The organism is bacterium, assembly GCA_030693205.1.
Classification (GTDB): Bacteria; Patescibacteriota; Minisyncoccia; order JAHIHE01; family JAHIHE01; genus JAHILZ01.
The window spans coordinates 1-25,298 of record JAUYBG010000016.1 but is presented as its reverse complement, the minus strand read 5'-3'; the positions used below and the strand labels follow the sequence as shown (position 1 = coordinate 25,298).

The 25,298-nt window shown below is 38.6% G+C and carries 24 protein-coding genes; 17 read left to right on the top strand and 7 right to left on the bottom strand.

What is annotated here, in order from left to right:
- Nucleotides 1-520: 520 nt before the first annotated feature.
- From Q8N37_03935 to Q8N37_03910, 6 genes are all read left to right on the top strand, one after another.
- Nucleotides 521-2,347 (top strand): pilin, encoded by a 1,827-nt coding sequence (locus Q8N37_03935; GenBank protein ID MDP3057638.1) that lies wholly within the window; start codon nucleotides 521-523, stop codon nucleotides 2,345-2,347.
- Between the two features lie 57 nt (nucleotides 2,348-2,404).
- Nucleotides 2,405-2,773: a four helix bundle protein gene (locus Q8N37_03930; GenBank protein ID MDP3057637.1), complete on the top strand. Its 369-nt coding sequence runs from the start codon at nucleotides 2,405-2,407 to the stop codon at nucleotides 2,771-2,773.
- 54 nt (nucleotides 2,774-2,827) lie between these two features.
- Nucleotides 2,828-3,169, top strand: coding sequence for a hypothetical protein (locus Q8N37_03925; protein MDP3057636.1), 342 nt, complete (start codon nucleotides 2,828-2,830; stop codon nucleotides 3,167-3,169).
- A gap of 198 nt (nucleotides 3,170-3,367) precedes the next feature.
- Nucleotides 3,368-3,733 (top strand): hypothetical protein, encoded by a 366-nt coding sequence (locus Q8N37_03920; GenBank protein ID MDP3057635.1) that lies wholly within the window; start codon nucleotides 3,368-3,370, stop codon nucleotides 3,731-3,733.
- Between the two features lie 157 nt (nucleotides 3,734-3,890).
- The gene (locus tag Q8N37_03915) at nucleotides 3,891-4,238 is read left to right on the top strand and encodes a hypothetical protein (GenBank protein MDP3057634.1); all 348 of its coding nucleotides are present in this window, start codon (nucleotides 3,891-3,893) and stop codon (nucleotides 4,236-4,238) included.
- Between the two features lie 228 nt (nucleotides 4,239-4,466).
- The gene (locus Q8N37_03910) at nucleotides 4,467-4,811 is read left to right on the top strand and encodes a hypothetical protein (protein ID MDP3057633.1); all 345 of its coding nucleotides are present in this window, start codon (nucleotides 4,467-4,469) and stop codon (nucleotides 4,809-4,811) included.
- A 166-nt stretch (nucleotides 4,812-4,977) separates the two neighbouring features.
- Here the strand turns inward: Q8N37_03910 and Q8N37_03905 are convergent, their stop codons facing one another.
- From Q8N37_03905 to Q8N37_03885, 5 genes are all read right to left on the bottom strand, one after another.
- Nucleotides 4,978-6,585 carry a hypothetical protein gene (locus Q8N37_03905; protein ID MDP3057632.1) on the bottom strand — a complete coding sequence of 536 codons (1,608 nt, stop codon included), beginning with the start codon at nucleotides 6,583-6,585 and terminating at the stop codon, nucleotides 4,978-4,980.
- A 30-nt stretch (nucleotides 6,586-6,615) separates the two neighbouring features.
- Complete coding sequence (locus Q8N37_03900; GenBank protein ID MDP3057631.1) at nucleotides 6,616-7,977, bottom strand: hypothetical protein; 1,362 nt, start codon at nucleotides 7,975-7,977, stop codon at nucleotides 6,616-6,618.
- Between the two features lie 286 nt (nucleotides 7,978-8,263).
- Nucleotides 8,264-8,629 carry a YfhO family protein gene (locus Q8N37_03895; protein MDP3057630.1) on the bottom strand — a complete coding sequence of 122 codons (366 nt, stop codon included), beginning with the start codon at nucleotides 8,627-8,629 and terminating at the stop codon, nucleotides 8,264-8,266.
- A gap of 166 nt (nucleotides 8,630-8,795) precedes the next feature.
- A complete protein-coding gene (locus Q8N37_03890; protein ID MDP3057629.1) occupies nucleotides 8,796-9,422 on the bottom strand; it encodes a class I SAM-dependent methyltransferase in 627 nt (208 codons plus the stop codon).
- 15 nt (nucleotides 9,423-9,437) lie between these two features.
- Entirely contained in the window at nucleotides 9,438-10,154 is a 717-nt protein-coding gene (locus tag Q8N37_03885; GenBank protein ID MDP3057628.1) for a polyprenol monophosphomannose synthase, read from the bottom strand.
- Between the two features lie 207 nt (nucleotides 10,155-10,361).
- Between Q8N37_03885 and rfbB the strand changes: the two genes are divergently transcribed.
- Complete coding sequence (rfbB, locus tag Q8N37_03880) at nucleotides 10,362-11,399, top strand: dTDP-glucose 4,6-dehydratase (protein MDP3057627.1); 1,038 nt, start codon at nucleotides 10,362-10,364, stop codon at nucleotides 11,397-11,399.
- A 78-nt stretch (nucleotides 11,400-11,477) separates the two neighbouring features.
- Nucleotides 11,478-12,431 (top strand): NAD(P)-dependent oxidoreductase, encoded by a 954-nt coding sequence (locus Q8N37_03875; protein ID MDP3057626.1) that lies wholly within the window; start codon nucleotides 11,478-11,480, stop codon nucleotides 12,429-12,431.
- Between the two features lie 18 nt (nucleotides 12,432-12,449).
- Here the strand turns inward: Q8N37_03875 and Q8N37_03870 are convergent, their stop codons facing one another.
- Nucleotides 12,450-13,121 (bottom strand): HAD family phosphatase, encoded by a 672-nt coding sequence (locus Q8N37_03870; GenBank protein MDP3057625.1) that lies wholly within the window; start codon nucleotides 13,119-13,121, stop codon nucleotides 12,450-12,452.
- Between the two features lie 194 nt (nucleotides 13,122-13,315).
- Between Q8N37_03870 and Q8N37_03865 the strand changes: the two genes are divergently transcribed.
- The 6 genes from Q8N37_03865 (at nucleotide 13,316) to Q8N37_03840 (ending at nucleotide 22,693) form a co-directional block, all read left to right on the top strand.
- Nucleotides 13,316-14,389, top strand: coding sequence for a glucose-1-phosphate thymidylyltransferase (locus Q8N37_03865; GenBank protein ID MDP3057624.1), 1,074 nt, complete (start codon nucleotides 13,316-13,318; stop codon nucleotides 14,387-14,389).
- Between the two features lie 95 nt (nucleotides 14,390-14,484).
- Nucleotides 14,485-15,354, top strand: a complete 870-nt coding sequence (galU, locus tag Q8N37_03860; protein ID MDP3057623.1) for a UTP--glucose-1-phosphate uridylyltransferase GalU — start codon at nucleotides 14,485-14,487, stop codon at nucleotides 15,352-15,354.
- 292 nt (nucleotides 15,355-15,646) lie between these two features.
- On the top strand, nucleotides 15,647-16,309 hold the full coding sequence (locus Q8N37_03855; GenBank protein MDP3057622.1) for an RNA polymerase sigma factor: 663 nt from the start codon (nucleotides 15,647-15,649) through the stop codon (nucleotides 16,307-16,309).
- A gap of 363 nt (nucleotides 16,310-16,672) precedes the next feature.
- The gene (locus Q8N37_03850) at nucleotides 16,673-17,872 is read left to right on the top strand and encodes a DUF5667 domain-containing protein (GenBank protein MDP3057621.1); all 1,200 of its coding nucleotides are present in this window, start codon (nucleotides 16,673-16,675) and stop codon (nucleotides 17,870-17,872) included.
- A 78-nt stretch (nucleotides 17,873-17,950) separates the two neighbouring features.
- Nucleotides 17,951-18,247 (top strand): GIY-YIG nuclease family protein, encoded by a 297-nt coding sequence (locus Q8N37_03845; GenBank protein MDP3057620.1) that lies wholly within the window; start codon nucleotides 17,951-17,953, stop codon nucleotides 18,245-18,247.
- Nucleotides 18,248-19,009: 762 nt separating this feature from the next.
- Entirely contained in the window at nucleotides 19,010-22,693 is a 3,684-nt protein-coding gene (locus tag Q8N37_03840; protein ID MDP3057619.1) for a hypothetical protein, read from the top strand.
- 400 nt (nucleotides 22,694-23,093) lie between these two features.
- Here Q8N37_03840 and Q8N37_03835 read toward each other — a convergent pair whose 3' ends face one another.
- Entirely contained in the window at nucleotides 23,094-23,255 is a 162-nt protein-coding gene (locus Q8N37_03835; GenBank protein ID MDP3057618.1) for a hypothetical protein, read from the bottom strand.
- Between the two features lie 157 nt (nucleotides 23,256-23,412).
- Here Q8N37_03835 and Q8N37_03830 point away from each other — a divergent pair, with 157 nt between their 5' ends.
- The 3 genes from Q8N37_03830 to Q8N37_03820 all read left to right on the top strand — a co-directional run bounded on the left by Q8N37_03830 (nucleotide 23,413) and on the right by Q8N37_03820 (nucleotide 25,155).
- Nucleotides 23,413-23,823, top strand: a complete 411-nt coding sequence (locus Q8N37_03830) for a HEPN domain-containing protein (GenBank protein MDP3057617.1) — start codon at nucleotides 23,413-23,415, stop codon at nucleotides 23,821-23,823.
- A complete protein-coding gene (locus Q8N37_03825) occupies nucleotides 23,805-24,119 on the top strand; it encodes a nucleotidyltransferase domain-containing protein (protein ID MDP3057616.1) in 315 nt (104 codons plus the stop codon). Before Q8N37_03830 ends, Q8N37_03825 begins: the two co-directional genes overlap by 19 nt.
- 346 nt (nucleotides 24,120-24,465) lie before the next feature.
- Complete coding sequence (locus Q8N37_03820) at nucleotides 24,466-25,155, top strand: transposase (protein MDP3057615.1); 690 nt, start codon at nucleotides 24,466-24,468, stop codon at nucleotides 25,153-25,155.
- The last annotated feature ends 143 nt before the right edge of the window (nucleotides 25,156-25,298 follow it).

Genomic DNA, 25,298 nt, shown 5'->3' with positions numbered 1-25,298 from the left:
TTATTGATTATCTTTTATGGTATAATACCGAAAGACCGCATTGTGCTTTTCAAAACAAATTATCGCCGGTGCAATATCTCCTATCCTTGCCAAGAAATTTAAAAATTAACGAGGAGTGCAAAAAAGGGTGGACTTATACAGTCTCTTGACTTTTCTTTTAAATGTGCTATAAAGTATATAGGTGATTTTACATGAAAACTTTAATAAATTTGTTAGTTGTAGGGGGGGATAGTAGTTTATATATATCTGTCTATTCCTATGGTGTTAATAGAAGCACCGGCGTACACAAACGAACAGTTAGCGTTTGTGATAATGAAATATTTGATCCTTGTTTTTCTTGGCTTTAATATTAACAAGATAACAAGCGGGATATTTAAGGTAGCTAAATGGATATTCAATCCCAAAAAAGGGATTTCCCATTAAGCTTTTTTTTATCCACATCGTGAGTTATGGAATCTTTGCAAAAAATAAATAAAATGGTATAGTATAAGTAAGATAAAATTATACTAATTGCATAAATATGATATTTTTAGCTTTAAACGGAATAAGCAAAAAACTATTTATAATAATTTTTGGAGTGATTTTTTTTATTTTCGGTTTTTGGGTTTTACAACCGGTTGCAAAAGTATCGGCTGTAACTTGCATAGCTTCTTGTAATACCGGAAATCTTTTAGGCGTTCCCTGTGGAAATAGATGTTGGTATACTGGTCCGCATGCAGATCCTGGTCCTACACCACAAGGCGCTTGTTCAGTAGGTACGGCACTAGGCCAGTGTGATCCTCTTGTCATTTTTGATACTAACTGTACTAGCGCTGAGATGTCTTGCAAGGAACAAAATTGTGGAGGGTTAAGCAAACCTACGGGAACTGCTTGTAAAATATCACTGGCGAGTTGGAATGGGATAGCTTGCGGAATGACTACTAAGGACGGGAATTGGAACGATACAAAAAAAGAATGTTCCGAATGTTCGGGTCCAAATGCTCAAGGATACGCTTGGGGAAACGCAACAACTATATTTTTTACTACGCAGCCATTGGTTTTTAAACGAGTTTGCGGAGCCGATACCGCTTGTGAAGACAAGGCTTCGACTAATCCCGCTACTGTGGGCAGCGCATGCGAGTCCATGAGTAATACTGCTGTAGCAGGGGACACTTGTAATGTTTCCGGAAAATGTTTTGCACCTCCTGCTAATCAGGTTTTTCTCAGCATAGTCGCCAGTAAAAATCCCGTAGTGGTTAACGGTACTTCAACATTAACTTTCACTACAAAAAAAGCGGATGGAACTGCTGTAAATAATGCAACAATTACCAATCAAACCATAGGCTGTGGAACTCTTGCTAGTAATACTTGTGCGACTGGAGCGGCTGGCAATACCTGCACAATTGTTTATACTGCTCCTGCGGCAGCATCGACTTGCGAGCTTACATTTACTGCTTCAGCAGCAGGTTATACTACAGGATCGGCCGCTTTTACTTTTAATATTGTTAGCGCGACTTTCAAAATTGTTGAATGTGATGCTCTTTGTACCGCTTTTGGACCCAATACCTGCAGTTCAAAGATTGGAACTACATTAGCTGGTTGCGGCGGAAATCCGCCTTGCATTGATGCGGATGGAGTAGTTAAGACTATTATTAAAAATGATTCGGATTGCCAAGTAGGAACAGATAACAATAACGATGGTACCCCCGAGGGCTATTGCTCTAAATCTGATATTGATTGTAGTGATGGCACCTATTATAACGAATGTTCTTCAACCAAACCAACATATTGCGCTATTAGTAATTGCGCCACAGGAGCGTTGAGTTTAGTGAATAAATGCGGCACATGCGGTTGTCCAAACGCAACAGATGTTTGCAATGCAGATGGAAGTTGCAGTGTGGCCGTTGTTTGCAATAATAATGGCATTCAAGACAACGGCGAAACAGGCGTAGACTGTGGCGGAGGCGGATGTCCGGCTTGCGCTGGGCCTGGTTGCAATAATAATGGCATTCAAGACAACGGCGAAACAGGCATAGACTGTGGCGGAGGCGGTTGTCCCGCTTGCGCCGCTGTTCCTCCTGCCGCTTCCTGTTCCGGCCCCGGCATGTTCGTCAGCCCTTTGGGTCCCGGCTACTGCACTATCGGAGAGATCCTTACCAATGCCACCAATTGGATCTTGGCGCTGGTATCTTCCGTCATCGTCCTTATTTTGATCATCGGGGGGCTTATGTATATCAGTTCATCGGGCGATGAAGAAAAGCTCCGTACTTCAAAAAATATAATTTATTACGCGGTCGTCGGCTTGGGAATAATCCTGATCTCTTACGCGCTAATCACCGAGGTGACCAATTTATTAAAAGGACCGTAAAAAGAAAGTTAAAATCCAAAAGGCAAAAATCAAAAGTGCAATTCAAAAATAAAAATTATGAACAGCGCAAATTATAAAACAGACTTGCGAGAAAGATGCTATAAATTTAGCCTAGACATAATATCCTTAACTGACTTTTTGCCTAACAAAAGAAGCGCTTGGGTAATAACCGATCAACTTATTCGTTCGGCTACTTCCGTAGGTGCCAATATTATAGAAGCAAGGGCGTCAAGTTCTCGCCTAGAGTTTAAAAAATTTTATGAAATTTCTTTAAAATCCGCGAATGAAACTAAATACTGGTTAGGATTGCTTCGTGATACAAAGCTAGCCGACGCAAACAGGGTTAATAATTTATTAAGCGAAGTTACGGAAATATCCAATATGCTTGCTAGCGGAGTTTTAAAACTAAAAAATAAGAAATTTTGATTTTTAACTTGTAATTTTGATTTTTGAGTTTTAACTTTTGACATAATAAAAAATATGTTTTTCAAAAACACTAAATCAATCGGAATAATAATTTTTTTGGCAGCGGCAAGCTTGCTTATAATTTCTGTTGCGCCGGCATCGGCGCAAATAGTCGGTCTTACCAGCAGGCCTTTGAGCGAGATAATAGCGAGCGGCATCAATTGGCTTTTGGGCATTGCCGCGGGGTTGACCATCTTGTTCATAATTATTGGAGGGATCTATTATGTGACTGCGGCCGGAGACGACCAGCAAATGGCAACCGCCAAAACAATGATCACCTATGCCGTTATCGGATTGGTTTTTATAGTTATTTCTTATAGTGTTGTTATAACCGTTAATAGCATTATAACCGGTTAATAACTTTAATTTTCAAATCTCAATTTACAATGAATATATTTAAATTCCAAATCCCAAACTACAAATCACAAACAAAACACAAATAATAAAATATAAGATAAAATACAAACGGTTTGTAATTTGAATTTTGTGCTTTGGAAATTGTTTGTAATTTGTTTGTAATTTGTTTAATGTAATTTGTGATTTAATATAAAACATATGTTTTTTAAAAACACTAAATTGACAGGAGTAATATTTTTTCTGGCAGCGGCAAGCTTGCTTGTGTTTCCGTCCGTTGTTTTAGCGCAAGCAGCAACAGGGTGGACAACCGGTCCTGCTCCTACAGGCTTGCCCACCGTTGAGCTGGATGTTGTTTTGACTAATATTATAATCGGGATTTTGGGGTTCGTAAGTATTTTGGGCATTCTTTTTTTGGTATACGGCGGTATCAGATACGTTACTGCGGGGGGCAATGAATCCGACATGGAAGAAGCTAAAAAAATAATTACGTATGCCATTTGGGGTTTATTTCTTACAGCTTCCGCCTATGCGATCGTGAAAACGGTTGTCGCGTTTGTAAGTTAATATTTTAGCTAATCTGTTTTGATAAATCATTAATTTTAGACAGCGGTGGATAACTTTTTTAGTTTTTTTTCAAAAAACGTGGTATAATAAAAATAATCGAATAAGATGATTGGTCGATATAAGTAAAAAAACTTATAAACAGAAAAGAGGTGAAAATATGAACAAAAAAACAATTTTAGCATCATTATTGTTAGTTATAGTTGCTGTTACCGTTGTTGCATCTCCATCTGGCGCTGCATTGACACCTACTAATCCGAATGGTACTTTTTCCACATCTAACTTCATGGATGTAGTGACAAACATTGCTAATTTCATCATTGCCTTTATTACTATTTTAGGTATTATTTTTATCGTCTGGGGTGCCATACAATATGTCACAGCCGGTGGCGACGAAGGCGCGGTAGAAAAAGCCAAAAGCACAATTACTTATGCCTTAATCGGTTTATTTATTGCCGCTATGGCCTATGCACTTGAAACATTGGTTCTTACAACCCTTATCGGGTAATAGAAGTTATTTTTTTAAACAACCCCAATCTTTTCGGGGTTGTTTATTTTTTTGTCATTGCGAGGAGTCGAAGAGACGAAGCAATCTAATATCGATAATTGAGATTGCCGCGCCCCGAGTACAGGGCTCGCAATGACAGAGAAAGATACTGGTGGATAAAAAACTTGCCAGTATGTTAAATTATGGTATAATAATAAAAATAAGTCTTTAATTGTTTTATTTAAGTTTATGAACAAAAAAACAATAGCATTAGTATTAATAACGGCAGGCATGATTTTTGTGCCTTTTTTATCCAATGCTGCAATTCCTCTTACTAATCCAAACAATATTTTTAATACCACCGTTAATTTTATGGATGTTGTTACGAGGATTGCCAATTTTATTATCGCCTTTATCGCTATATTGGGAATTATTTTTTTAGTATATGGCGGACTTATGTATGTAACTTCTGCCGGCGACGAAAGTCGGGCTGAAGACGGAAAAAAGACCATTACTTATGCGTTGATCGGGCTTTTATTGGCGGGAATGGCGTATGCGATCGAATCTTTAATTCTTATAACATTTGTAGGCTAGTTTTTATATATTAGCGCATAGATATTTTATCGTAAATAATAAAATACCGATTATATTGTAAATCGGTATTTTATTATTTGGCGCCGTAATCTTTCCGTTGATTCGATAAACTGGAAATTTAAGGATGAGGGGCGGGTTAGATTTACACTGAAGCCCGAATTCGTTTTTAGTTAATTTTTTCGTAGATAATAGCCAAATCGTCCTCGTATATTTTTTTCCATTTATTATTAAAAGAAAAGCTACGCCCAAGATGAGTATCTTTGCGGTAAAAAATTGCTTTTATTTGATATTTATCCAATAGTTTTTGCGAATCATCTTTTAAATCTATTATTTCATTATAATCTTTTAGGATATGCCGTTCGGGGGTTATCCAATGCGCCATTCGCCCGTCAATAAAAACCTTCGGATAACATTCCATTTGCAGTTTATTTTTATTATTTGAATTTTGCTTGTCTCCCGAAGCCTTGGCGTAGGGGGAGCATTTGATATTTCCTATTAAGTATCCTCCCCAATTATAATCATTTAATATGTTTCCTGAATTTTTATCGCGGTAATTTTCCAAAAAATCCATTGCTTCTTTTTGGGGAAATTTTCCAAAACCGGCTAATGCTTTTTCGTCGCGCATAGTTTTTATTACATCATTGGTTTCGCTTAAGAAAGGGGGATAAAAAATTAGTAAAACGCTTAAAGAAACAGCAATTACTTTTTTTTGCATAACTGAGGAAAAAATTTCTTCAAACCCTTCGAGGCTTTTGATCAAAACAGGAAGGCTGATTAGAACAAAAAATGGTATATTTCTTGAGGCTTGAAGGGAAAAGAACAAAAGAAAAGGCAACAAAACAAAAGAAAACATATCGATTTTTTTTGTAATACAGAGGATAACAAAAAGAAATATCAGATAAAAACTGAAAATGATTCCTTCGGTACTATGAAAATTAGGCGAAAGCCATTCAATGATAAGGTTGTGTCCGTAACTGTCAGAAAAAGTTCTGTATATTTCTATGTAAACTTTTGCTCCATATGGATTGATGAAAGTGATGGCTATCGATAAAAGCGCAAGCCAGCTTAGTTTTTTCCACGCTTCCGGTGTGAGTGGGCGGTGCAGTTTTACCCATTCGGCTTCAGGGTGGCGGCCGGCCGGCAATCTTAAGTTTTTATCTAAAGCTAAATAGACTCCCAATAGGCCAAGCCCTAAAATAAAGCTGGCATGCATATTAGTCCAGAGCAAAAACAAAAAAGGCAAGAAGTAAACGATCTTGCTTTTATTGTTAATTTGGTATTCTTTGATTATATAAAGAATTAAAGCAACCCCCAATAGGCTTAAAATTTGCGGTCTTGCGCCAAACACGAGAGAGGCCGCATCCGCGCCCAGAATAATTAAAATAAAACTGGTGTAAAAAGGATATCTTTTTGTTTCGATATTTCGGGATATTCTTGGAATAACCCAGGCAAAAATAAAAGTCGTAATAATGGCAAAGAATATCGAGAGTCCTAGCCAGCCAAAAGTATTTTTGATCAAATACATCAGTATTTCTGTCAGCCATTCATGGTCTATCCAGGGAAAATCGCTCATGGTGTATGAATACCAGTCAACTTGGGGAATAATTTTATATTGCCATATTAATTTTCCGGTTTTAAGATGCCAGAAAAGATCAGGGTCCAGCGGAGCCTTGAGTGCCAAAAAAAATAAAGCAATGACTGAGCTGATCCCAAAAAGTTTTTTAGAGGTATTCTGATTTTTAAATTCGGCGGCCAAAAGTTTTTTTAAATTCATATTTGTTTGAAAGTATTTTAAAATATTATTTCATTCAATTTTATAAATATTTATGTTTTTGTTCCTGTAAACATTTTTTAAGAATGGATAATTTTCCGGATCAAAATAACTTAACGGTATCTCTTTTTCTGATTTTTTTTCAGTTTCAGAATAAAAAACATAGCTTATTTTTTCCTTTTTCAGAAAATCGAACGCCTCAGCAAGTGAATATTTTCCAGAATAAAAATTTTCAGCAATTTCTAATTTTTCATTGGTATCAATGGTTAGCGGACAGTGACCCACATATACCATTCTATTGCCAAAGTAAGGGATAACACTGCTATTATGAAAAGAAGCCAGAATAATACTATCTGAAGGCGTATTTTGTTTTAGCCATTTCATTGCTTCAATATTTTCTAAAGGGAGATAAAGTTTCGTGCTATTTGTTTTGTTTAAATAAGTAAAAACTTGCCAAGATTGAATATCGCTTCCTATTAGAATAGGTACTGCAAGCATAATAAAAACATTAATAAATTTAAACCGTAAAAACTTAATATTTTTCTTTTTGTAATAATCATAAATTCCTTTTATGCCAAAGCTTGCTGTGATTGCGAGCGGAACATACATGGCAGTTTCTAAGAATTTTTTTTGCATCGGATAGATCCAGAGTGGTATAAAAGACAATGTAATGGCTCCAAAAATCCAGATAGAGAAAAATAATCCTTTTAGACGGTCTTTTTTAATTAATACCCAAAGCCCTAAAATACCAAAAAATAGCGGAAGTCCATACCCTGTAATTATTCTTATAAGAGGCGGGGAAGGAAGGACGTTTTGTTCTTCTATCGTTTTCCATATAGGGTTAGTGGTTCCCAGATAATACATAAAAAGCAATGACGGTAAAGATAAGGCAAAAAAAAGTAATAAGTTCTTAAGATTATTATCACGAAGTGACATAATTTGGAAAATGATTCCATTTTTGTCCCGCGAAGGTGTTTTGTTGCCTATAAAAGAAATAACCGCAAGAGATATGATCAAAAAGTACAATAAGAGGGTGGTGAACGGTAAGATGAAATTAAGTATAAATGCCAGTATTCCCGCTAAAAACGCGAAAAATCGGCCATTTTTTGCGTTTAAGGAGTGATAGAATAGTATGATAGCTCCTAAGAATAAAATATTGGAAACACTAAAATGAGGAAAATAGGAAAACCTTACCATTGGTATGGCATCTGGCAAACTTATATCAAGGGATTGAACGTTTCTAAAAATCCAACCGATACCGGAAGCAAATAATGCAAAAAAATAGGTGATTTTTCTCTGATTTTCACCGGGTATAAAATAGCGGATAAAATATAAAACAACGAAAAGCAAGATAGTCCCAAAGAAAAATCGGCTGATTAAAAAAATATTTTCCACGGAAACATGGGAAATTCTGGCAAGGTGTCCGAGCGCGAAATAAAGGGGATAAATAAATATCGGTTTTTGCGGCTCGGTAGTATACATATCGATCATTTTCCATTTTCCAGATTCTCCCTGCACCATTTCCGCCAAATATGCAGATTTGTCATAAAGAATCGGGTAGGATCCTATATAAACTTTGTCATTGGGCGTGTTTTTGTATTGATAAATATAAGGCAACAGGTTAAATAATATTGCAAGGATCGCAATTAAAATTGTAAAAATTTTTTCAGATGATAAAAATTTAAGATTCATAAGTTATTTTAACTTTTGATTTTTTTCGTTCCAGAAGCGATAAATATAAAAGACTGATAATTGTGGAAAATAGTGAAATTATGGAAATAGCCGCTCCTGTCTTGAAAATTTTTGGGTTATATGTAAATTTTATTGTATGGTTTCCGCTCGGAAGTTTTATTGATCGGAACATATAATCGGCCTGATAAATTTCTGTTTTTACTCCGTCAACGTAAGCTTCCCAGCCCGGGTAATAAATTTCGCTTAAAAACAATATGCCATTTTCTATCGAGTCGGTTTTAATTTCAATATAATCGGGTTTATATTCTATGATTTCGGCTTTGTCGTTATTATAAACCGCCCCACTATCCGGCAAATCTATCTTTATTTTTTTTCTAATATTATTTCTTGCCGGGGATCAAAAGATTCCTTATCAATTAAAGGCAGTATGGTTTCAGGATCATCTATAATGATGGCTCGATGCGCTATAAAAGTTTGATTTGAACAATTATTGCTTTGATATAAATTAAGGTTATCGGTTTTTAATTTATTTTGTTTCGACAAACAAAAAACCAATTCATTTTTATTGTGTCGCCGATAATAGTTGTTTCTTTGAAGCTATTCTTTAGGAGATTGGTTATTTCTGTTTTTAAATAATGTTTATGGTATGGCTCTTTGGTTCCACAAGTTCTTGATAAAAATCTTAATTTCCAAAGCAGTCCCTTGCTCGGCACGGAACCTATGAATATTCCTTCCGGTTTTAAAATTCTTTTAATTTCTCTTAGTGTTTTTGAAGGATCAAGAAAATGTTCAAGCACTTCAGTACAAACTATTAAGTCAAATGTTTCATTTGGAAATTTTGTTTTTTCTGCATCGCCTTCTACAAAATTAATTTGTGGAGCGTATTTTTTGGCTTTTTCCAAATTTCTCGGGTTAATATCCAGGCCGGTAGAGCCTGGAGGCAAATGGCGTGTAATAAGCCCTGTTCCACATCCAATATCCAGAAACTTACCGTTTTCCATAAGATGCTGATTGATTAATTTTATAATTTTTTTTGATCGATTGCGGTGAAGTAACGTTTCTGGTCCGACAAAAATATCGCTTACATGTGTCCAATCGTAGTTTTCAACATAGCGGTAATAATCTTTTATTTTTTCGTCATTAAGCATAATGGTTTGTAGTTTTTATTTAAAAAATCTTAATTTCCAGCAAAATAAAGCCGCTTCCACGATTATCATTTTTCTCATTTTTGAAGCGCCTAATTGTCGGTCGGTGAAAGTTATGGGAATTTCTTTGATTTTGAGATTATTTTTATAAGCGTTATATTTCATTTCAATTTGAAAGGAATAGCCGTTAGATTGGATTTCGTCCAAATGATTTTTTTCGAGAGATTCTTTTCTCCAGCCGGCAAATCCCGCCGTCGGATCATTCAAAGGCAGTCCGGCGATGAGCTGGCTATAGATGCTTCCACTACGGCTGATCAGGCGGCGGATAAGAGGCCAATTTTCAACCTTGCCGCCTTTTATATAGCGCGAGCCGATCACCACATCGTAATTTTCAAGATTTTCAACGATCAATGGAAGGTACTTTGGGTTGTGCGAGAAATCCGCATCCATTTGGATGATATAGTCCGCATTATCGGCGATTGCCGCTTTGAAGCCTTCAATGTAAGACTGGGCAAAGCTTCGTGTTTTGCCTTTTCGGCTGATAAATCTGACGCGGCTGTTTTTTTGAACCAGCGAGTTCGCGATCTTTTCGGTGTTGTCTCTGGAGTCATCGTCTACGATTATAATCTTCGCGGCAGGAAGATGTTTCAGGATTTCTTGGCAGATCGAAACGATATTTTCCGCTTCATTGTATGTGGGAATAACGATCGTGGTATTTTTTTGAGTAAGCGCCATATAAAATATTTATTTGCTTTATTTTTTAAACTATTGATTTTTCGGGTAAGCTGTTATAAGCGTTTTTATAATGATACGTTTATTCTAGCATAAAAAACCAACTTAAAAAAGACTTAAAAATGCTTCTTGTTATTTTGTCTATATTGATTTGTTGTTAATATCTTGATACTATATATTAGCATAAATAACAGGCTTAATTTTACGTCTATGCGTTTATTCGTCACCGGCGGAGCCGGTTTCATCGGTTCCAATTTCATTCGTTATTGGCTTGAAAATCATTCAAGCGATCACATTCTTAATTTCGACATTTTAACTTACGCGGGCAATCTCGCCAGTTTGGACGATGTCGCGAAGAAATACAAAACCAATTATCAATTTATTAAAGGTGATATTGCCGATTTCACTTGCGTTAATAAAGCAATTAAAGCTTTTCGCCCCGATATAATCGTTAATTTTGCGGCTGAATCGCACAATAGTTACGCCATTTTAAATCCGACCGTATTTTTCAAAACCAATTTGATGGGCACGCAAACATTGCTGGAAGCGGCGAGAACCAATAAAGTTCCCCGATTCCATCATATTTCCACTTGCGAAGTTTACGGAGATCTGCCTTTGGATAGCACGGAAAAATTTACCGAAAAATCGTCTTACAAGCCAAGAACTCCTTATAATGCTTCAAAAGCGGCTTCGGATCTGGCGGTTAGGGCTTATTTTGAGACTTTTAATCTGCCGATGACTATATCCAATTGTTCCAATAATTATGGCCCTTATCAATTTCCGGAGAAGATTATTCCTTTATTCGCCACCAATTTGCTTGATAAAAAGCCGATACCGCTCTACAGAAACAGCCAAAACAAAAGGGAGTGGCTCCACGTGGCGGATCATTGCAAGGCGATCGATCTGATCATCAGCAAAGGAATTCTTGGCGAGACCTATAATATCGGGAGCGGCGTTGAAAAAAGCATTGAAGAAATAGCGGATATTATTCTGAAGAATTTAGGCGTGCCGGAGGAAATGAAAACCTATATCGAGGATCGTCCCGGACACGACCGGCGGTATCTTCTTGATTCTTCAAAAATCGCCCAAGAACTTGGCTGGAAGCCGGATATCTCTTTTGAAACGGGAATTAAACAAACTATAGATTGGTATAAGAATAATCGTGAATGGTGGCAGGGTCTTATAGGAAGAAGTCCGGTAAAAGAGAATAATTGGGGGAAAATTGGGAGAAATAGTATCTTAAGATAAGCATTGGATTTTTTTAAAAGACGCTTGGCAGTAATCTTCTTTTTAAAAATTAAAAAGGTAATTATATATATCAAAATTATGGTAAAAAATATTATAAAAACTAAAAAAGTACTTATTTTGGGCGCTTCCGGCATGCTGGCGGCTGATTTGATCAAAGTTTTTTCCGCCAGCAAAAAATACGCGTTAACCGCTTGGGGTTTTAGGGATCTTGATATTACCAATGAAGAAGCGGTAAAAGAAAAGATTGGCAAGTTTAAACCTGATATTATTATCAACGCTGCGGCTTATACGGCAGTAGATCAGGCGGAAAAAGAATTTGACAAAGCGATGGCGGTAAATGGCTATGCTTTGAAAAATTTAGCGGAAATCGCGAGCGAGACTGGCGCTTGCCTGGTGCATTACAGCACGGATTATGTTTTTGACGGCAAAAACCCAAAGGGATACAAAGAGGATTCGGAGCCGAATCCCGTCAGCGCTTACGGACAATCGAAATTCGTCGGTGAGCAGATGATCTCGATGACAGCGTTTCATAATTCCGGCGGAGGGTGCGCCGGCTGCGGTGCGGGGCATGGATGCGATAAAATTAAGGCTATGAAACCCCTGAATTATTATATTATCCGCAGTTCCTGGCTTTATGGGAAAAATGGTAAAAATTTCGTAGATACAATGGTTGGTTTGGCAGCAAAGCACAAAGAATTAAAAGTGGTCAAAGACCAGCGTGGAAGCCCGACTTTTACCGTGGATTTAGCCAAGGCAACCAAAGATTTGATAGAGAAAGATCTTTCCTTCGGTATTTATCATTTTACGAACAAAACCCCTAAAAAGGGGATTAACTGGTATGATTTTGCGCGCGAAATTTTCAAAATTAAAAAGATCAAAGTGGCGGTTAAACCGGTTACGACCAAAGAATTTTACAGCGGCAATAAAAATTATTTGGCTAAGCGGCCGGCGTATTCCATGCTTATCAACACCAAATTGCCGTCAGCGAGGAATTGGAAAGAAGCATTGAAAGATTACTTAAAAGAAAAATAATCCGCCTTTATTTTATTATTATAACAATTCATTAAAATCTTTAATTACCAGATTCGCGCCGGCGGATTTTAATTTATCGGCGCTGACGGTATTGGTAATGCCAATCGCGAAAATACCGGCTTTTTGGGCGAGCGCCATATCATTTGGACCATCGCTCACTAGAAACGCTTTAGCGGCAAAATTTTTGATATTCTCATGGCAATATTGGGCGAATTCCGCGTAATGTTCCAGTCCTTTTGGGGTTTTTTCCGCGCCCAAAACCAATTCAAAATATTCCAGAATTCCCGCTTTTTTCAGCCGAAAAATCACTTCATCCGTATTGCTTCCCGAACTTACGAAGTTTTTTATCCCATTGGCGCGCAAAGTTTTTATAAGAGATTCAGTGCCGGCGAAAAGCGGCGCGTTTTGCCATTCCAGGGAATTGTCGCGCAAGGAGAAAAAATTTTTATTTAGTTTCGTGATAAGCGCATCGTCATATTTTACGCCATTTTTATCGAAAAATAATTTAAACTGATCGTTCAAATTCATGCCGTTGGTTTCCAAATAAATTTTCCGCATTTCCTCCAGTGATTCTGAAAAATTAAAATTTTTGATAATTTCAAAAAAAGCATCGGCGCAAAGGGGCATATTGTCAAAAAGCGCGCCGTCAACGTCAAATATCCCGAACTTAAATTTTTGCCAAATTAACATAGTAAAAAATGATCATTTAATTCATTAAGAATAACATAAAATCAGCGGATTTCAAAATTTTTTTGGGGATAATTCATTGACAAAATGTATTTATAGATGGATAATATTAGAAGTTAATATTAAGATATTAAGATATTAAGATATTAAGATTGGAAAGCAATATCTCAATATCCCAATATCATAATATTTGACGAATGAAAGCATTGATCGCGGCCGGAGGGCATGGAACTCGCCTTAGGCCTCTTACCTATACATTAAACAAGCATCTTATTCCCATCGCTAACAAGCCGATGATTTTTTATGCGCTGGAAAAAATTGCCGAAACCGGCATCAAAGAAGTCGGCATTACTTTGAATCCCGGGGATACTATTTTCCCCAAAGCGGTGGGCGACGGCAAGAGGTGGGGCGTAAAGATCACTTATATCGAACAAACCGGGGGTCCTTTGGGTTTGGCGCATGTGATAAGAATGGCTGAACCTTTTTTAAAAAAGGACCCCTTTGTTTACTATTTGGGTGATAATATTATCTTAAGCAGTATCACGGGGTTTATTAAAAAATTCGAGAAAGAAAAATTAAATTGCCTTTTGGCGCTGTCAAAAGTCAAAGATCCGGAAAGATTTGGCGTGCCGGAAATAAAAGACGGGAAAATCTTGAAAGTGGAGGAAAAACCGCAAAACCCCAAAAGCGATTTTGCCGTGACAGGCATTTATTTATACGATCATAATATTTTTGATGTTGTTAAGAAATTAAAGCCAAGCGTGAGAGGGGAGCTCGAAATTTCTGACGCGCATACCCTGCTAATAGAGAAAGGCCTGAAAGTCGGATATTCGGAAATAACCGGCTGGTGGAAAGATACGGGCAAGCCCTATGATCTGCTTGATGGCAATCAGTTGATATTGAGCAAGATGGAAACCCGCATCAGCCCAAAGGCAAAAATTGAAAAAGGAGTTACTTTGCAGGGAAATATTGTTATTGGCGATGATTCGGAAATTCGCGGCAAGACTTTGATCCGCGGACCGGTGATCATTGGAAATTCAACGATCATTCAGGATGCGTATATCGGTCCATATACTTCGATTGGCAATAGAGTGGAAATTTATAGCGCCGAAATAGACCACTCGATTATTTTTGATGATGTGGATATCAATACTGATAAGCGGATTACTGATAGTTTGATTGGGAAAAATGCAATGATTACGCCGGTACGCGAAACCCTTCCCGGCGGACACAAATTGATAATCGGCGATAATTCGCATGTGGAACTGTAGATTTTTCTCAATCTCCAAGACTTCCAAGGGGAGTGGAAAAATCCAAGGACTCCCCTTGGAAATGAAATTTATTGCTAATCATTAATTTTATCAAAATGCAAAAAATTACAAAAGCAATTTTACCTGTCGCAGGTTTCGGAACCAGATTTTTGCCTGTAACCAAAGCTCTGCCAAAAGAAATGCTGCCGATCGTTGATAAGCCGATCATTCAGTACTTGGTCGAAGAAGCGGTAAAAGCCGGCATTAAAGAAATTATTTTCGTCACCGGCCGCGGCAAGCGCTCGATCGAGGATCATTTTGATGATTCGTTTGAGCTGGAATATAATTTGGTGGAAAAGCATAAACACGAACTTTTGAAGGAGATCTATAATATTTCACGCCTGGCAAAATTCGCTTATGTCCGCCAGCCCAAGCCTCTCGGTGATGGCCATGCGATCAGTTGCGCGCGCCATTTGATCGGTAATGAGCCCTGCGCGATCCTTTTTGGCGACGATATTATTGATTCCAAGGTGCCTTGCATCAAGCAATTAATGGACGTTTATGATAAATACGGCGATTCTGTCGTTGCTCTGGAAAAAGTTCCCAAAAAAGAGGTTTATCGCTATGGTGTGGTTAAAGGCGTTAAAATCGAGCCAAAAACCTATCAATTGCAGGATATTGTGGAAAAACCCAAGGTAGAGGACGCTCCTTCAGATTTGACGATTGTTGGCAAGTATGTCATTACCAAAGATGTCTTTGACGCGCTGGAAACGATTAAGCCTGGAAACGATGGCGAAATTCGCCTGGCAGACGCTTTAAAGGCGGTTTTAGTGAAGAATAAGCCGGTTTATGGCCTGGAATTTACCGGAGAACGCTATGATTGCGGCAGTAAGATCGGACTTTTAAAAGCTAATGTTGATTTCGCGCTAAAACACAAAGAACTGAATGGCAATTTCAGGGAATACTTAAAGAGTTTAAAACTTTAGTTTTAAACTCTAAAATCTCAATCCCCAAAACCTTTAAAAATATTGAAATTTAGAAAAATTTGAAAATTAAAGCATTGAAAATTCATTGAAAATTGAAAATTGGTGCTTGAAAATTAAGGAACAATAAAAGAGGCTTTTTGCCTTTTTTAATTGATTAAATTACGTTTTTTCTCACGTATTGCCATAAATATCGAAATCTGTTATAGTTACATTGTGTAATAAGGTGTAATATCTACGTCATAGTAAGTGTAATACTAAGTGTAACAAAACCTCAAATTTTGCGTCTACTATTATGTCTATCGAACTAAAGTACAATTCAACAATTGACTCTGAAAAACCGGAAATACACATAAAGCCTTTAAATATCAACAAAGAGTCTTTTGCCGCTTTATACGACGAGCACATTAAATCCATTTATCGGTTTATATACTTTAAGGTAAGTTCCAAAGAAGAGGCCGAAGATTTGGCTTCGGAAACATTTCTAAAAGCCTGGAATTATCTTTCAAAGATTGACAATTCGAATAAAATTCACAATTTCAAAGCATTTCTGTATCAAATTGCCAATAATCTGGTTATCGATTTTTATCGGAAAAGATCGCTTCTGCCGATCAGCCTGAATGATGGCGAATGGGAAGACGCGAATATTCCCGATGGGCAATTATCTGGAATTGATAAAATAAAAAAAGACGATGATGTGGAAGAGCTGAGAAAAGCCTTCAAGAAAATCCCGGAAAATTATTCCACCGTGGTGATCTGGTACTATCTGGAAGAATTGGAAGTCATGGAAATCGCCAAAATTTTGGGAAAATCTGAAGGCACAGTGCGTGTCACGATCCATCGGGCGCTCAAAGCTCTGAAAAAAGTATTGGAATCAAATTTGCATTTTGAATCAAAGTTAAATAAAGAAATGATCGTCCCGACATTGGAAATGGAGCCTGATTCGGAAATTGAATAAAATTTCTGTTTGTCATTGCGAGCCTTGCCATCAGGCAAGCGAAGCAATCTCAAATTTCGGATATAGATTGCCGCGTCGCTCTGCGGAGCTCCTCGCAATGACAGAATTGCCAATTTTTACTAAAATATCGGTTCGCATGGTTTGAATAAAAACATTCAATATCCTTTCCTCGGGATGTTGATACCATTCGAAGCCGGACTTCCGAACTAAAAGCCGGGAGTCTGGCTTGCGAATAAAGAAATTTATTGTTAAGAAATTTTAGTGTGTTATGGTTCGACAAGCTCACCATGACATTCAAACAACGTGTCACCTTAATAAACAATGTGTCACCCTGAGCTTGTCGAAGGGTAAGTTGTTATATTTATGACAAATAACGATTTAATAAATAAGATCAAAAGATTGGAAGCTCACGAGCCAAGCGAGTCTTGGCTGAGATCCAATCGCGAATTTATTTTCAAATACATCGATTTGGATGATAAAAAAGAATCAGTTGCTCAAACCGGATTCGCTTTTGGCGTATCCGCTATCAGAAGCCGCATAAGCTTTGCGCTGTCAATATTTTCTAACAGAATGTTGACCGGCGCGGTTAGCTTGGCGGCTGTTTTTATTTTGGTCGGAAGTTTTGCCGCCGGCGAGGCGGAAGGAAGCCTGCCGGGCGACAGATTGTATGCGGTTAAGACTTTTATGGAAAAAGCCCAATTGGCTTTCGCTTTCAACGACGAAAAGCGCGTGGCGCTGAATTTTGAGCTTACCGAGAAGCGCCTGGATGAATTTTCCGCGGTCGCTTCCCAGAAAGATGAAAATTCCAGCGAGGTAAAAACCGCGGCTGATAATCTGAAAAATCAGCTGAAAGTCGCCGCGCAAGAATTGAATAGCGCCAAGACTAATTCCAGCGCCGAAACAGCAGTCTCGGTTGCCAAAATTGCCGATACTAAGACCACTGCTTATGCCAAAAAATTAAATGAAGTCAAGAAAGAATTATCCAGCAATAAAAACGAACAATTGAATGAAGTTGCGACCAATATTGAAGAATTGAATAATAGCGCTTTGGCAGTCCTTGCGACCAATTCAAAAATAGGTGATTTGAATACTGAAGAAATTGCCGCTAAGCTCAAAGAAAAAATAGTTTTGGCTGAGGTAAAAATAGACGAGACTCAGAAAAAAGTTTCTCTTTATGAAGCGGAAATCAAAAAAAGCAATTTAGAGAACAAAGAAGCGGTAGAGAGTTTGGCTTTATCAGTGAAATTAATTACTGAAGCCAGGGCAGTGCTTGGCGAGGCTCAGTTGTCTTTTAAGGCGGGTAATTTTTCCAAAACTTGGGATCTTCTGGTTAAGGCAGGAAATATTGCCATAGTGGCCGAAGATGTCGGCAATCGCGTGGCGGTTGTGCCGGCTATTTCTCCTTTGCCATTGGTTTCGCCTGAACCCGGTTCCACTGTTTCTTCTTCGCCAGCGCCTTCTGTTTCTCCTTCGCCGTCAGCTTCGCCGGTTCCTTCAGTTACGCCCAAGCCTTCAGTCGCGCCAAGCCCCAAGCCGTCAGTCGCGCCTGTACCGGCGCTGTAATTTAGAATTTCCAAGTTTGAAAAGTTGTCATTTCGAGCGGAGCGAGAAATCCCTTAGAGTAATTTAAAATTTAAAAACGTGAAAAGAGAATATAATTTTTATGTTTATATAATGGCAAGTTTGAGCGGAACACTTTATGTAGGTTTTACAAATGATTTATTAAGAAGAACTTCAGAACATAAAAATGGAGAAATTAAAGGTTTTACTCAGAAATATTTTTGCAATAAACTCGTTTATTACGAGCAATATAATGATGTTTACACGGCAATGAACAGAGAAAAAGAAATTAAGAAGTGGAGAAGAGAAAAAAAGCAAAATTTAATTAAAACTGTCAATCCACATTGGAATGATTTATATAAAGAGTTAACAAATTAAGATATTTTAAGGGATTTCTCCCTTTGGTCGAAATGACAAAGAAGTAGCTCCTCGCAATGACAGAAGAAATTTGATTAAAAATTTAAAATTAGAACCCAATTTCCTAAACAGAGCTGATAAAAAACCAAAAGATTTATCATTTCTGCCACGGATGTTATGCCTGCCCCGTCATTAAATATATGACTGGGGTTCCATTCCATTTCGTTAATTACATCATAACTCTAACGCCTCGCGCTTTTCGGGAATTTTTCTTGAAGAGCGTTCGATTGCGAAAGGCAGCCTGCGCTGAAAAGCTATGGCCTGCCGAGGCAATATTTTATCCTAAAGGTCGTTCGGGCGCGCTTAATTTCTTTGTAAAAAGAAACAAGCGAGGTCTGAGGGATGATCTAGGTTTTAGGGCCTTGTAATTAAATATCTAATTAAAATAATTTACCCCGTTAAATTAGATTGTTTTTCAATCTAAAACCGCAAGGTTGTATTTAATAGGGTTTACCCTGTTAAATTAGATTGCCTTGCAATCTAAGACCGTAAGGTTATTTAATAGGGCAAAAAAAGATTTGAAAATTATGGCCAGTTTTTTCCCGAAATTATTCGTTCTGTAAGCCGGAAAAAAGATGACTCGCGCGGAAGATCGGGATGGAGGACCATCCTCGAGGACACCTCGGTAATTCGCAGAAGAAATTTTTTTAAAGCGAACATACGAGAAAAATTGGGAAATTGCTAGGCGATATGTTTTCATTCTTAATAGGAGATTATTAAAAAATGAGTAAAACACTTAAAGCAAGTTTACGAAAGACACTCGTTGGCATCGTTATGATGACCACGATTTTCTCGCTTTCCGGTGTGACTGCTTTGATTCCTGTTGTGCAAGCCGCGACTATTGTCGATGGCGATGTCATTAGGAATCCTAGCGCTACCGGAGATGCTCAATTTGATGTCTATATCGTGAAACTTATGGGTGCCAAGAAATTCAAAAGATTGGTCTTGAACCCGCAAGTTTTCAATTCTTATGGACACTTGAAATGGAGCAATGTTAAGACTGTTACCACTGCAGAAATGAGTTCATACACGACTTCTGCCACTGTAAGAGTCGAAACCGATCCAAAAGTTTTGGCCCTGGCGCCAAACGGCGATGCCGGTTCCAAGAGCTGGTTGAATGTTACCGCCGCTGACTATGTTGCAGCCGGTGGAGATTGGGATTCAGTTTATGTTATCAATGCTGTTGATGGCGCCAATTATACCGCCGCTGCAGATTTGACCACTTCAGCCCAAGTTGTCACATTCTTGACTACTGGCGTTTTGCCAGGCGGAGTTGTTCCTCCGGTTGCAGGCGCAATCGGTGTTAGCTTAGCTGCTAGCAACCCGGCGAGCGCGACTTTTGTCAGAGACACTGGCAATGTCGTAGCGCAAGCCAATGCTAATTTCTTAGCATTGAACTTTACTGCTCCGTCAAGCGGCGCTGTAACAGTTAACACTCTTAAAGTAACCAGAAGCGGTATTTCCGCTGATTCCGACTTAGGAACTGTTTATCTTTATGATGGCAACACGCAAATCGCTCAGCACTCTTCATTCTCTGCGAAGGTTATTACCTTCAATAACGCGAATGGATTATTTACAGTTGCTGCTGGCGCGACAAAAACCATTAATGTAAAAGCGGATATTTCAGCCGGTACTCTCAATGTTTCAAGCATTGTCTTGGGACTTAGCGATGCCTCAGCTGTTGTTTCTAACGCTTCTACAGTTAGTGGAACATTCCCAGTAAACGGCAACCCGATGGCTGTTACAACTGTAGCAGACTTGGGCTATGCGAATATTTCTTCTTTCCTTACTTTCCCGGCAACCAGCGATCCTGGCGTGACTGCGAAAGAATTGTGGAGATTTAATGTTCAAGCGAATGATCAAGATATGGTGATCGAGAAGATTAAAATGACTGTTGTCGGTACTGTTTCAGCTTCTGATCTGGCTAACTTTAGCCTTGAAGCAAACGCAGTCGCGATTGGCAGCCCTGTTGCCGCCATGAGCGCTGGCAAAGAAGTTGTTTTTGATCTATCAGCTGCTCCATACAAGATCACAAGCGGACAAACGAAGACCATCGTTGTTAAAGGTGATGTTGTAAACGGCTCAGGACGAGCGTTTAAATTTACCATCAGACAAGTTGGCGACTTTATTGTCAAAGACAATAGCTATGGAGTATATGTTGCCCCATTAGTTAGCGGCGCAGCGTTTAGCTTAATTGACGCGGATGCGGCTGGTGATGGCACTAACATTAATAACGGCACTTTGACCGTTGGTATAGCTACTGATTCTCCGTCAGGTAATGTAGCCCCAGGCGCTACCGGAGTTACTCTTGCTAAGTTCACCTACAAAGCGAATGGTGAAGACGTTAAGATTAACACAATCAGAGTTAATGTTAACGAGGAAACCAGCGATATCCCAATTCTTAACGGCAAGCTTTATTTCAATGGCTCTCAAATTGGCACAACTGATGCTTCAGTTGCCGATGAAGTAACCGAAGCTGTTACCACCACGCAGATCATTGCTGCCGGTGCAACAGCGACAATTGAATATCGAGCTGATATGACAACGACCGGCGGAACAGCTTTAGTTGCAGGTCAAACCATTGTAGTTAGCCTTATTGCCGGTACAACTGATGCTTCTGGTCAATCATCTTTGGCTAATGTTGCAACCTCAGCTGTTACAGGAAGAACAATAACTGTTGCTACTGGTATTTTGACTGTTGCTAAAAATCTAACTGTTTCTGATGCCACAGCCGCTTTGCCAAGCGGAGTAAAAAGCGCGACTGGCGTTAAGATCGGTTCGTTTGTTTTGACTGCTGGCGCTGGTGAAAGCGCATCAGTCTCTCAAATTAGATTGACTGATAGCGTAGCTAACCTGGAAACTACTTTCCCGACTTCAGTTGCATTCGTTCTTGGTGCTAATACAGACCTTGATACTATTGCTACTGGCAAGACTTCCGGTACTTTAGCTGCCGCCACCTATAACGCTTTAGTTGTTGGTGAATCATATAAGGCGCAAACTACTGGAAATACTCTTCCCGCAACTATTGTTGTCAAGACCAAGATTCCGGCAACTCCGGCTGTTACTTATGACGTAACTACTGCTGCCACTACTGCTGGTACGGCTACTGCCGGAACACTCAGAAGCGGCGCGGCAACCGATGTTGATACTCTTGCCGATACTTTCCAGAACTTAAAACTTATGCAAGGTGCGACTCAGGTTGGCTCAATTATTAGCAACTTGATCGATGCTGCTGGATCTAATTATGATTTCACTCCGGCAACCGCGATTACAATTGCCAAAGGCACTCAAGTGGTATTTGATGTCTTAGCTGATGCCAAATCCAACGCCATAACTCTTTCATCTAATACTGATGCGTCTGGCGTGATTCTTCACACTTTGACAACCGCCACCGGAGTAGACACTGGAAATAGCGCTAATACAACTGCTGGAACAACGACATTGCAGAATGTTTATGTTGCAGGCGTTGGTACTTTAGCCACATCAGTATCTTCTGATTCTCCAGTTGCAGCGCAAGTGGTGATGGGTGCGACAGGGGTAGAGATTGCAAGGTTCAAATTAGCTGAAACTTCAGCTTCTGAAAACCTTACAATTACCCAGATTGTCGTGACAGATACTACTGGTTCTGTTGGTTCTTTATCCAATATTAGATTAATGGATGGAACTACTCCTATTGCAACAGTTGCTACTTTGACTTCTGGAGGTCTTGCTACCTTCCCGAGCTTAAGTGTTACTGTTCCAAAGGGTGGAAACAAAGTATTGTCTATCCAAGCTGATATTACTGGTTTCCCAGGCGCAACTTCAGCTTCAACTCATGTTTTGAGCATTGCTGGAGGTGCAATTACCGGAACTGGAACTTCAAGCGGAACTACGCTTGCAACTTCTGTTGCTTCGACTGGTACTGCCGGCACAGCGACTGTTTACAGAACTAAACTTACTGTTGCTTTCGCTGCTGATACTCCGTCAGGATTAGCCCTAGCGCCAGCTGCAGGTCAGCTTGTTGCTAAATTTGTAGTTTCAAATTCTACAAATACCGGTGGCTTTGACGCAACATTGAAGTTATTGAACGTCGCCGCTACATCGTCTTGGACAAATACTGCTGCTACTAGAAACATTAAGATCTACAAGACTTCAATAAGCGCTCCTAATTTGCTTGGAACTTCCCAAGACTTTACGGGTGCGGTATACGCCACGACAACAATTGCAGAAGGTGCATTTACCGATGTATCAATTAGTTCGGGCGGTTCAATAACACTTCTTGTTACTTCTGACAATCAGGATATAGCCACACCACCCGATAGCTTTACCATTGGTATAGGCGCTGCTGGTGTTACTTGGAACGATGTTAGTGGAGATATTACATCTGTTGATGGCTTACCGCTTATCAGCAAGACCTTATCTCAATAATAGTTTGAGTTAGTATCTCGACTTTTGCCTCGCCGCAAGGCGATGAGCAAACAATCGAACTGTCGAAAGGCAGGAAAAGACCCTCTCACGAGGGTCTTTTGATTTGGGTTTTTTCGCTGTCCCTTCCTGCAACTATCCAAGGACTCCCCTTGGATAAAATAGAAAGAGTTAAATTTCCAAGGACTCCCCTTGGAAATGACAATTAAATTAGTAATCCCGACTTTTGCCTCGCCGCAAGGCGAAATGCAAACAATCGGTCTGCTTTAGCTCTGCCGTCGCTTGAAAAAGCTATGGCGGGTGAGACAGAAAAAGACCCTCTCACGAGGGTCTTTTGATTTGACATCGCTATTGTATTTTCCTTCCTGCAACTATCCAAGGACTCCCCTTGGAAACAAATTAACTAATCTTTGAACTGCTTGCAAGGTATAAGTTTCTCGAAACTTAAAATCGAAATCCCGACTTTTGCCTCGCCGCAAGGCGAACCGCAAACAATCGGTCCAGTCTTAGTCCTGCCGTCGCTTGAAAAAGCTATGGCGGACGAAGCGGAAAAAGACCCTCTCACGAGGGTCTTTTGATTTGTCTTGTATTATTTTTTCCTTCCTGCAATTTTCATTCCTATTCCTAATACTTCGTTTTAGGATATCCTAAAACGAAGTATTAGGAATGTTTGACACTGCTGGCGCATTTTGATAAAATAAAGGCAGTTAAACAGTAATAATATGGTTATAAAAAAGAGTAAAGAAGACATCAAAAAAATCGTAAAATATTGGAGAAAAACATCCGAACACGATTTTGAAACAATGAATGCTTTATTCGGGATCAAGAGATACCCCGAGTCTTTGTTTTTTGGACATATTGTTTTGGAAAAAATTCTAAAAGGTTTGGTGGTAGAAAAAACAGGAGAGGAAGCTCCTTATATTCATAATTTGACAAAATTATCAGAATATGCAAAATATGATTTACTTAAAGACGAGTTGGATTTATTAGACGATGTAAACAAATTTAATATTCGCGCTCGTTATCCGGAATATAAGATGCAATTTTACAAGCAGTGCAACAGAGAATATGCTAAAAATTACATTGATAAAATTACCAAATTATATCAAAAATTATGTCAAAAGCAGCGGTAAAAAAAATAGTCAAAAAATACGCGGAAAAATTAAAAGAAGAGAATTATCCATTCGCTGCTATTTATTTGTTTGGGTCTTACGCCAAAGGGAGTCAGCACAAGTGGAGCGATATTGATGTGGCCGTAGTTTCCGATAAAATGAAAAGAAATAAATCAGCAAACGAAAGTTTATTGTGGTATATCAGAAGGGATGTTGATTCTATGATTGAGCCGCATGGATTTACGGTAAAAGATTTTCGGGATAATAATGACCCAATGGTTTACGAAATTAAAAAAACCGGAATTAAAATCGCTTAAAATTTTCTCGACTTTTGCCTCGTTTTATCTCGCTGAATCCGCCTTTTTGGCGGAGAAGGCGGGCCGCCCGCTTCGACTCGAATCGAGGCGAGCAAGGCGAAATGCCCGCCTAGACTTTTACCTCGGTTCAATTCATTTGAAACGGGCGACGTCTAGTCGAGGCTGGCAAACAATCGATCTGCCGATGAGGCAGAAAAAGACCCTCTCTTGAGGGTCTTTTGATTTGTCTTGTATTCCCCCCCCTTTTTTCCTGCAACTATCCAAGGACTCCCCTTGGAAACAAACTGAAAATATGGTAATATTCCAAGGGGAGTCCTTGGATAACTTTTTTAAAAATTAGTATTATATGGAAAGAAAATTTGAATTTTCGGAAGGCGAATTTTATCATCTTTATAATCGAGGCAACGGTAAGGCTAATATTTTTCTAACTAATGATGACAGGAAAAGATTTTTAAAACTTTTGTATATTTGCAACAGTTCAAAACCCGTTGTTTTTAAAACCATCCAAGGACTCCCCTTGGATAAAATAGAGAGAGGGGAAACAATTGTTAATATAGGGGCGTACTGTTTGATGCCGAATCATTTCCATATTCTTGCGAGGGAAAAAATAAAAAACGGTATTAGTGTTTTTATGGGAAAATTACTGACTGCGTATTCGATGTATTTTAATAAAAAACACGAAAGAACCGGAAAGCTTTTTGAAGGTGTTTTTAGAGCAGTGCATGCAGATAGTGATAGATACTTAGAGCATTTGTTTATTTATATTCATCTGAATCCGGTTAAAATAGTCGAGCCGAAATGGAAAGAGAAGGGTGTTTTGGACAGTAATAACGCGAAACAGTTTTTAGAAAATTATTTATATTCTAGCTATCTTGATTATTCAAAAGACGGGATTAGCAGGGAAGAGAAAGCAATAATCGGTAAAGAAAATTTCCCTGAATATTTTGAAAATTTTAAAGAGTTTGATTTTTACGTCAATGAATGGCTTAACTATCCAAGGACTCCCCTTGGAAATACAGTTGATGCTTCGTTTTAGGATGATTTGACACTACTATTGCATTTTGATAAACTGAAGAAAAGTTAAATGCCAATGCAATTTTATGAAAATAGTAAAAGATAAAATTACGATAAGCGAGCTGAATGGAATGTCTGCCAGAATGTTTGGAAACTTAGTCAAAG

Bases quoted from the DNA above. Each gene is read 5' to 3' on its own strand.
- Q8N37_03935 (MDP3057638.1), top strand. From the start codon at position 521: ATGATATTTTTAGCTTTAAACGGAATAAGCAAAAAACTATTTATAATA.
- Q8N37_03930 (MDP3057637.1), top strand. From the start codon at position 2,405: ATGAACAGCGCAAATTATAAAACAGACTTGCGAGAAAGATGCTATAAA.
- Q8N37_03925 (MDP3057636.1), top strand. From the start codon at position 2,828: ATGTTTTTCAAAAACACTAAATCAATCGGAATAATAATTTTTTTGGCA.
- Q8N37_03920 (MDP3057635.1), top strand. From the start codon at position 3,368: ATGTTTTTTAAAAACACTAAATTGACAGGAGTAATATTTTTTCTGGCA.
- Q8N37_03915 (MDP3057634.1), top strand. From the start codon at position 3,891: ATGAACAAAAAAACAATTTTAGCATCATTATTGTTAGTTATAGTTGCT.
- Q8N37_03910 (MDP3057633.1), top strand. From the start codon at position 4,467: ATGAACAAAAAAACAATAGCATTAGTATTAATAACGGCAGGCATGATT.
- Q8N37_03905 (MDP3057632.1), bottom strand. From the start codon at position 6,585: ATGAATTTAAAAAAACTTTTGGCCGCCGAATTTAAAAATCAGAATACC.
- Q8N37_03890 (MDP3057629.1), bottom strand. From the start codon at position 9,422: ATGCTTAATGACGAAAAAATAAAAGATTATTACCGCTATGTTGAAAAC.
- Q8N37_03885 (MDP3057628.1), bottom strand. From the start codon at position 10,154: ATGGCGCTTACTCAAAAAAATACCACGATCGTTATTCCCACATACAAT.
- rfbB (MDP3057627.1), top strand. From the start codon at position 10,362: ATGCGTTTATTCGTCACCGGCGGAGCCGGTTTCATCGGTTCCAATTTC.
- Q8N37_03875 (MDP3057626.1), top strand. From the start codon at position 11,478: ATGGTAAAAAATATTATAAAAACTAAAAAAGTACTTATTTTGGGCGCT.
- Q8N37_03870 (MDP3057625.1), bottom strand. From the start codon at position 13,121: ATGTTAATTTGGCAAAAATTTAAGTTCGGGATATTTGACGTTGACGGC.
- Q8N37_03865 (MDP3057624.1), top strand. From the start codon at position 13,316: ATGAAAGCATTGATCGCGGCCGGAGGGCATGGAACTCGCCTTAGGCCT.
- galU (MDP3057623.1), top strand. From the start codon at position 14,485: ATGCAAAAAATTACAAAAGCAATTTTACCTGTCGCAGGTTTCGGAACC.
- Q8N37_03855 (MDP3057622.1), top strand. From the start codon at position 15,647: ATGTCTATCGAACTAAAGTACAATTCAACAATTGACTCTGAAAAACCG.
- Q8N37_03850 (MDP3057621.1), top strand. From the start codon at position 16,673: ATGACAAATAACGATTTAATAAATAAGATCAAAAGATTGGAAGCTCAC.
- Q8N37_03840 (MDP3057619.1), top strand. From the start codon at position 19,010: ATGAGTAAAACACTTAAAGCAAGTTTACGAAAGACACTCGTTGGCATC.
- Q8N37_03830 (MDP3057617.1), top strand. From the start codon at position 23,413: ATGGTTATAAAAAAGAGTAAAGAAGACATCAAAAAAATCGTAAAATAT.
- Q8N37_03825 (MDP3057616.1), top strand. From the start codon at position 23,805: ATGTCAAAAGCAGCGGTAAAAAAAATAGTCAAAAAATACGCGGAAAAA.
- Q8N37_03820 (MDP3057615.1), top strand. From the start codon at position 24,466: ATGGAAAGAAAATTTGAATTTTCGGAAGGCGAATTTTATCATCTTTAT.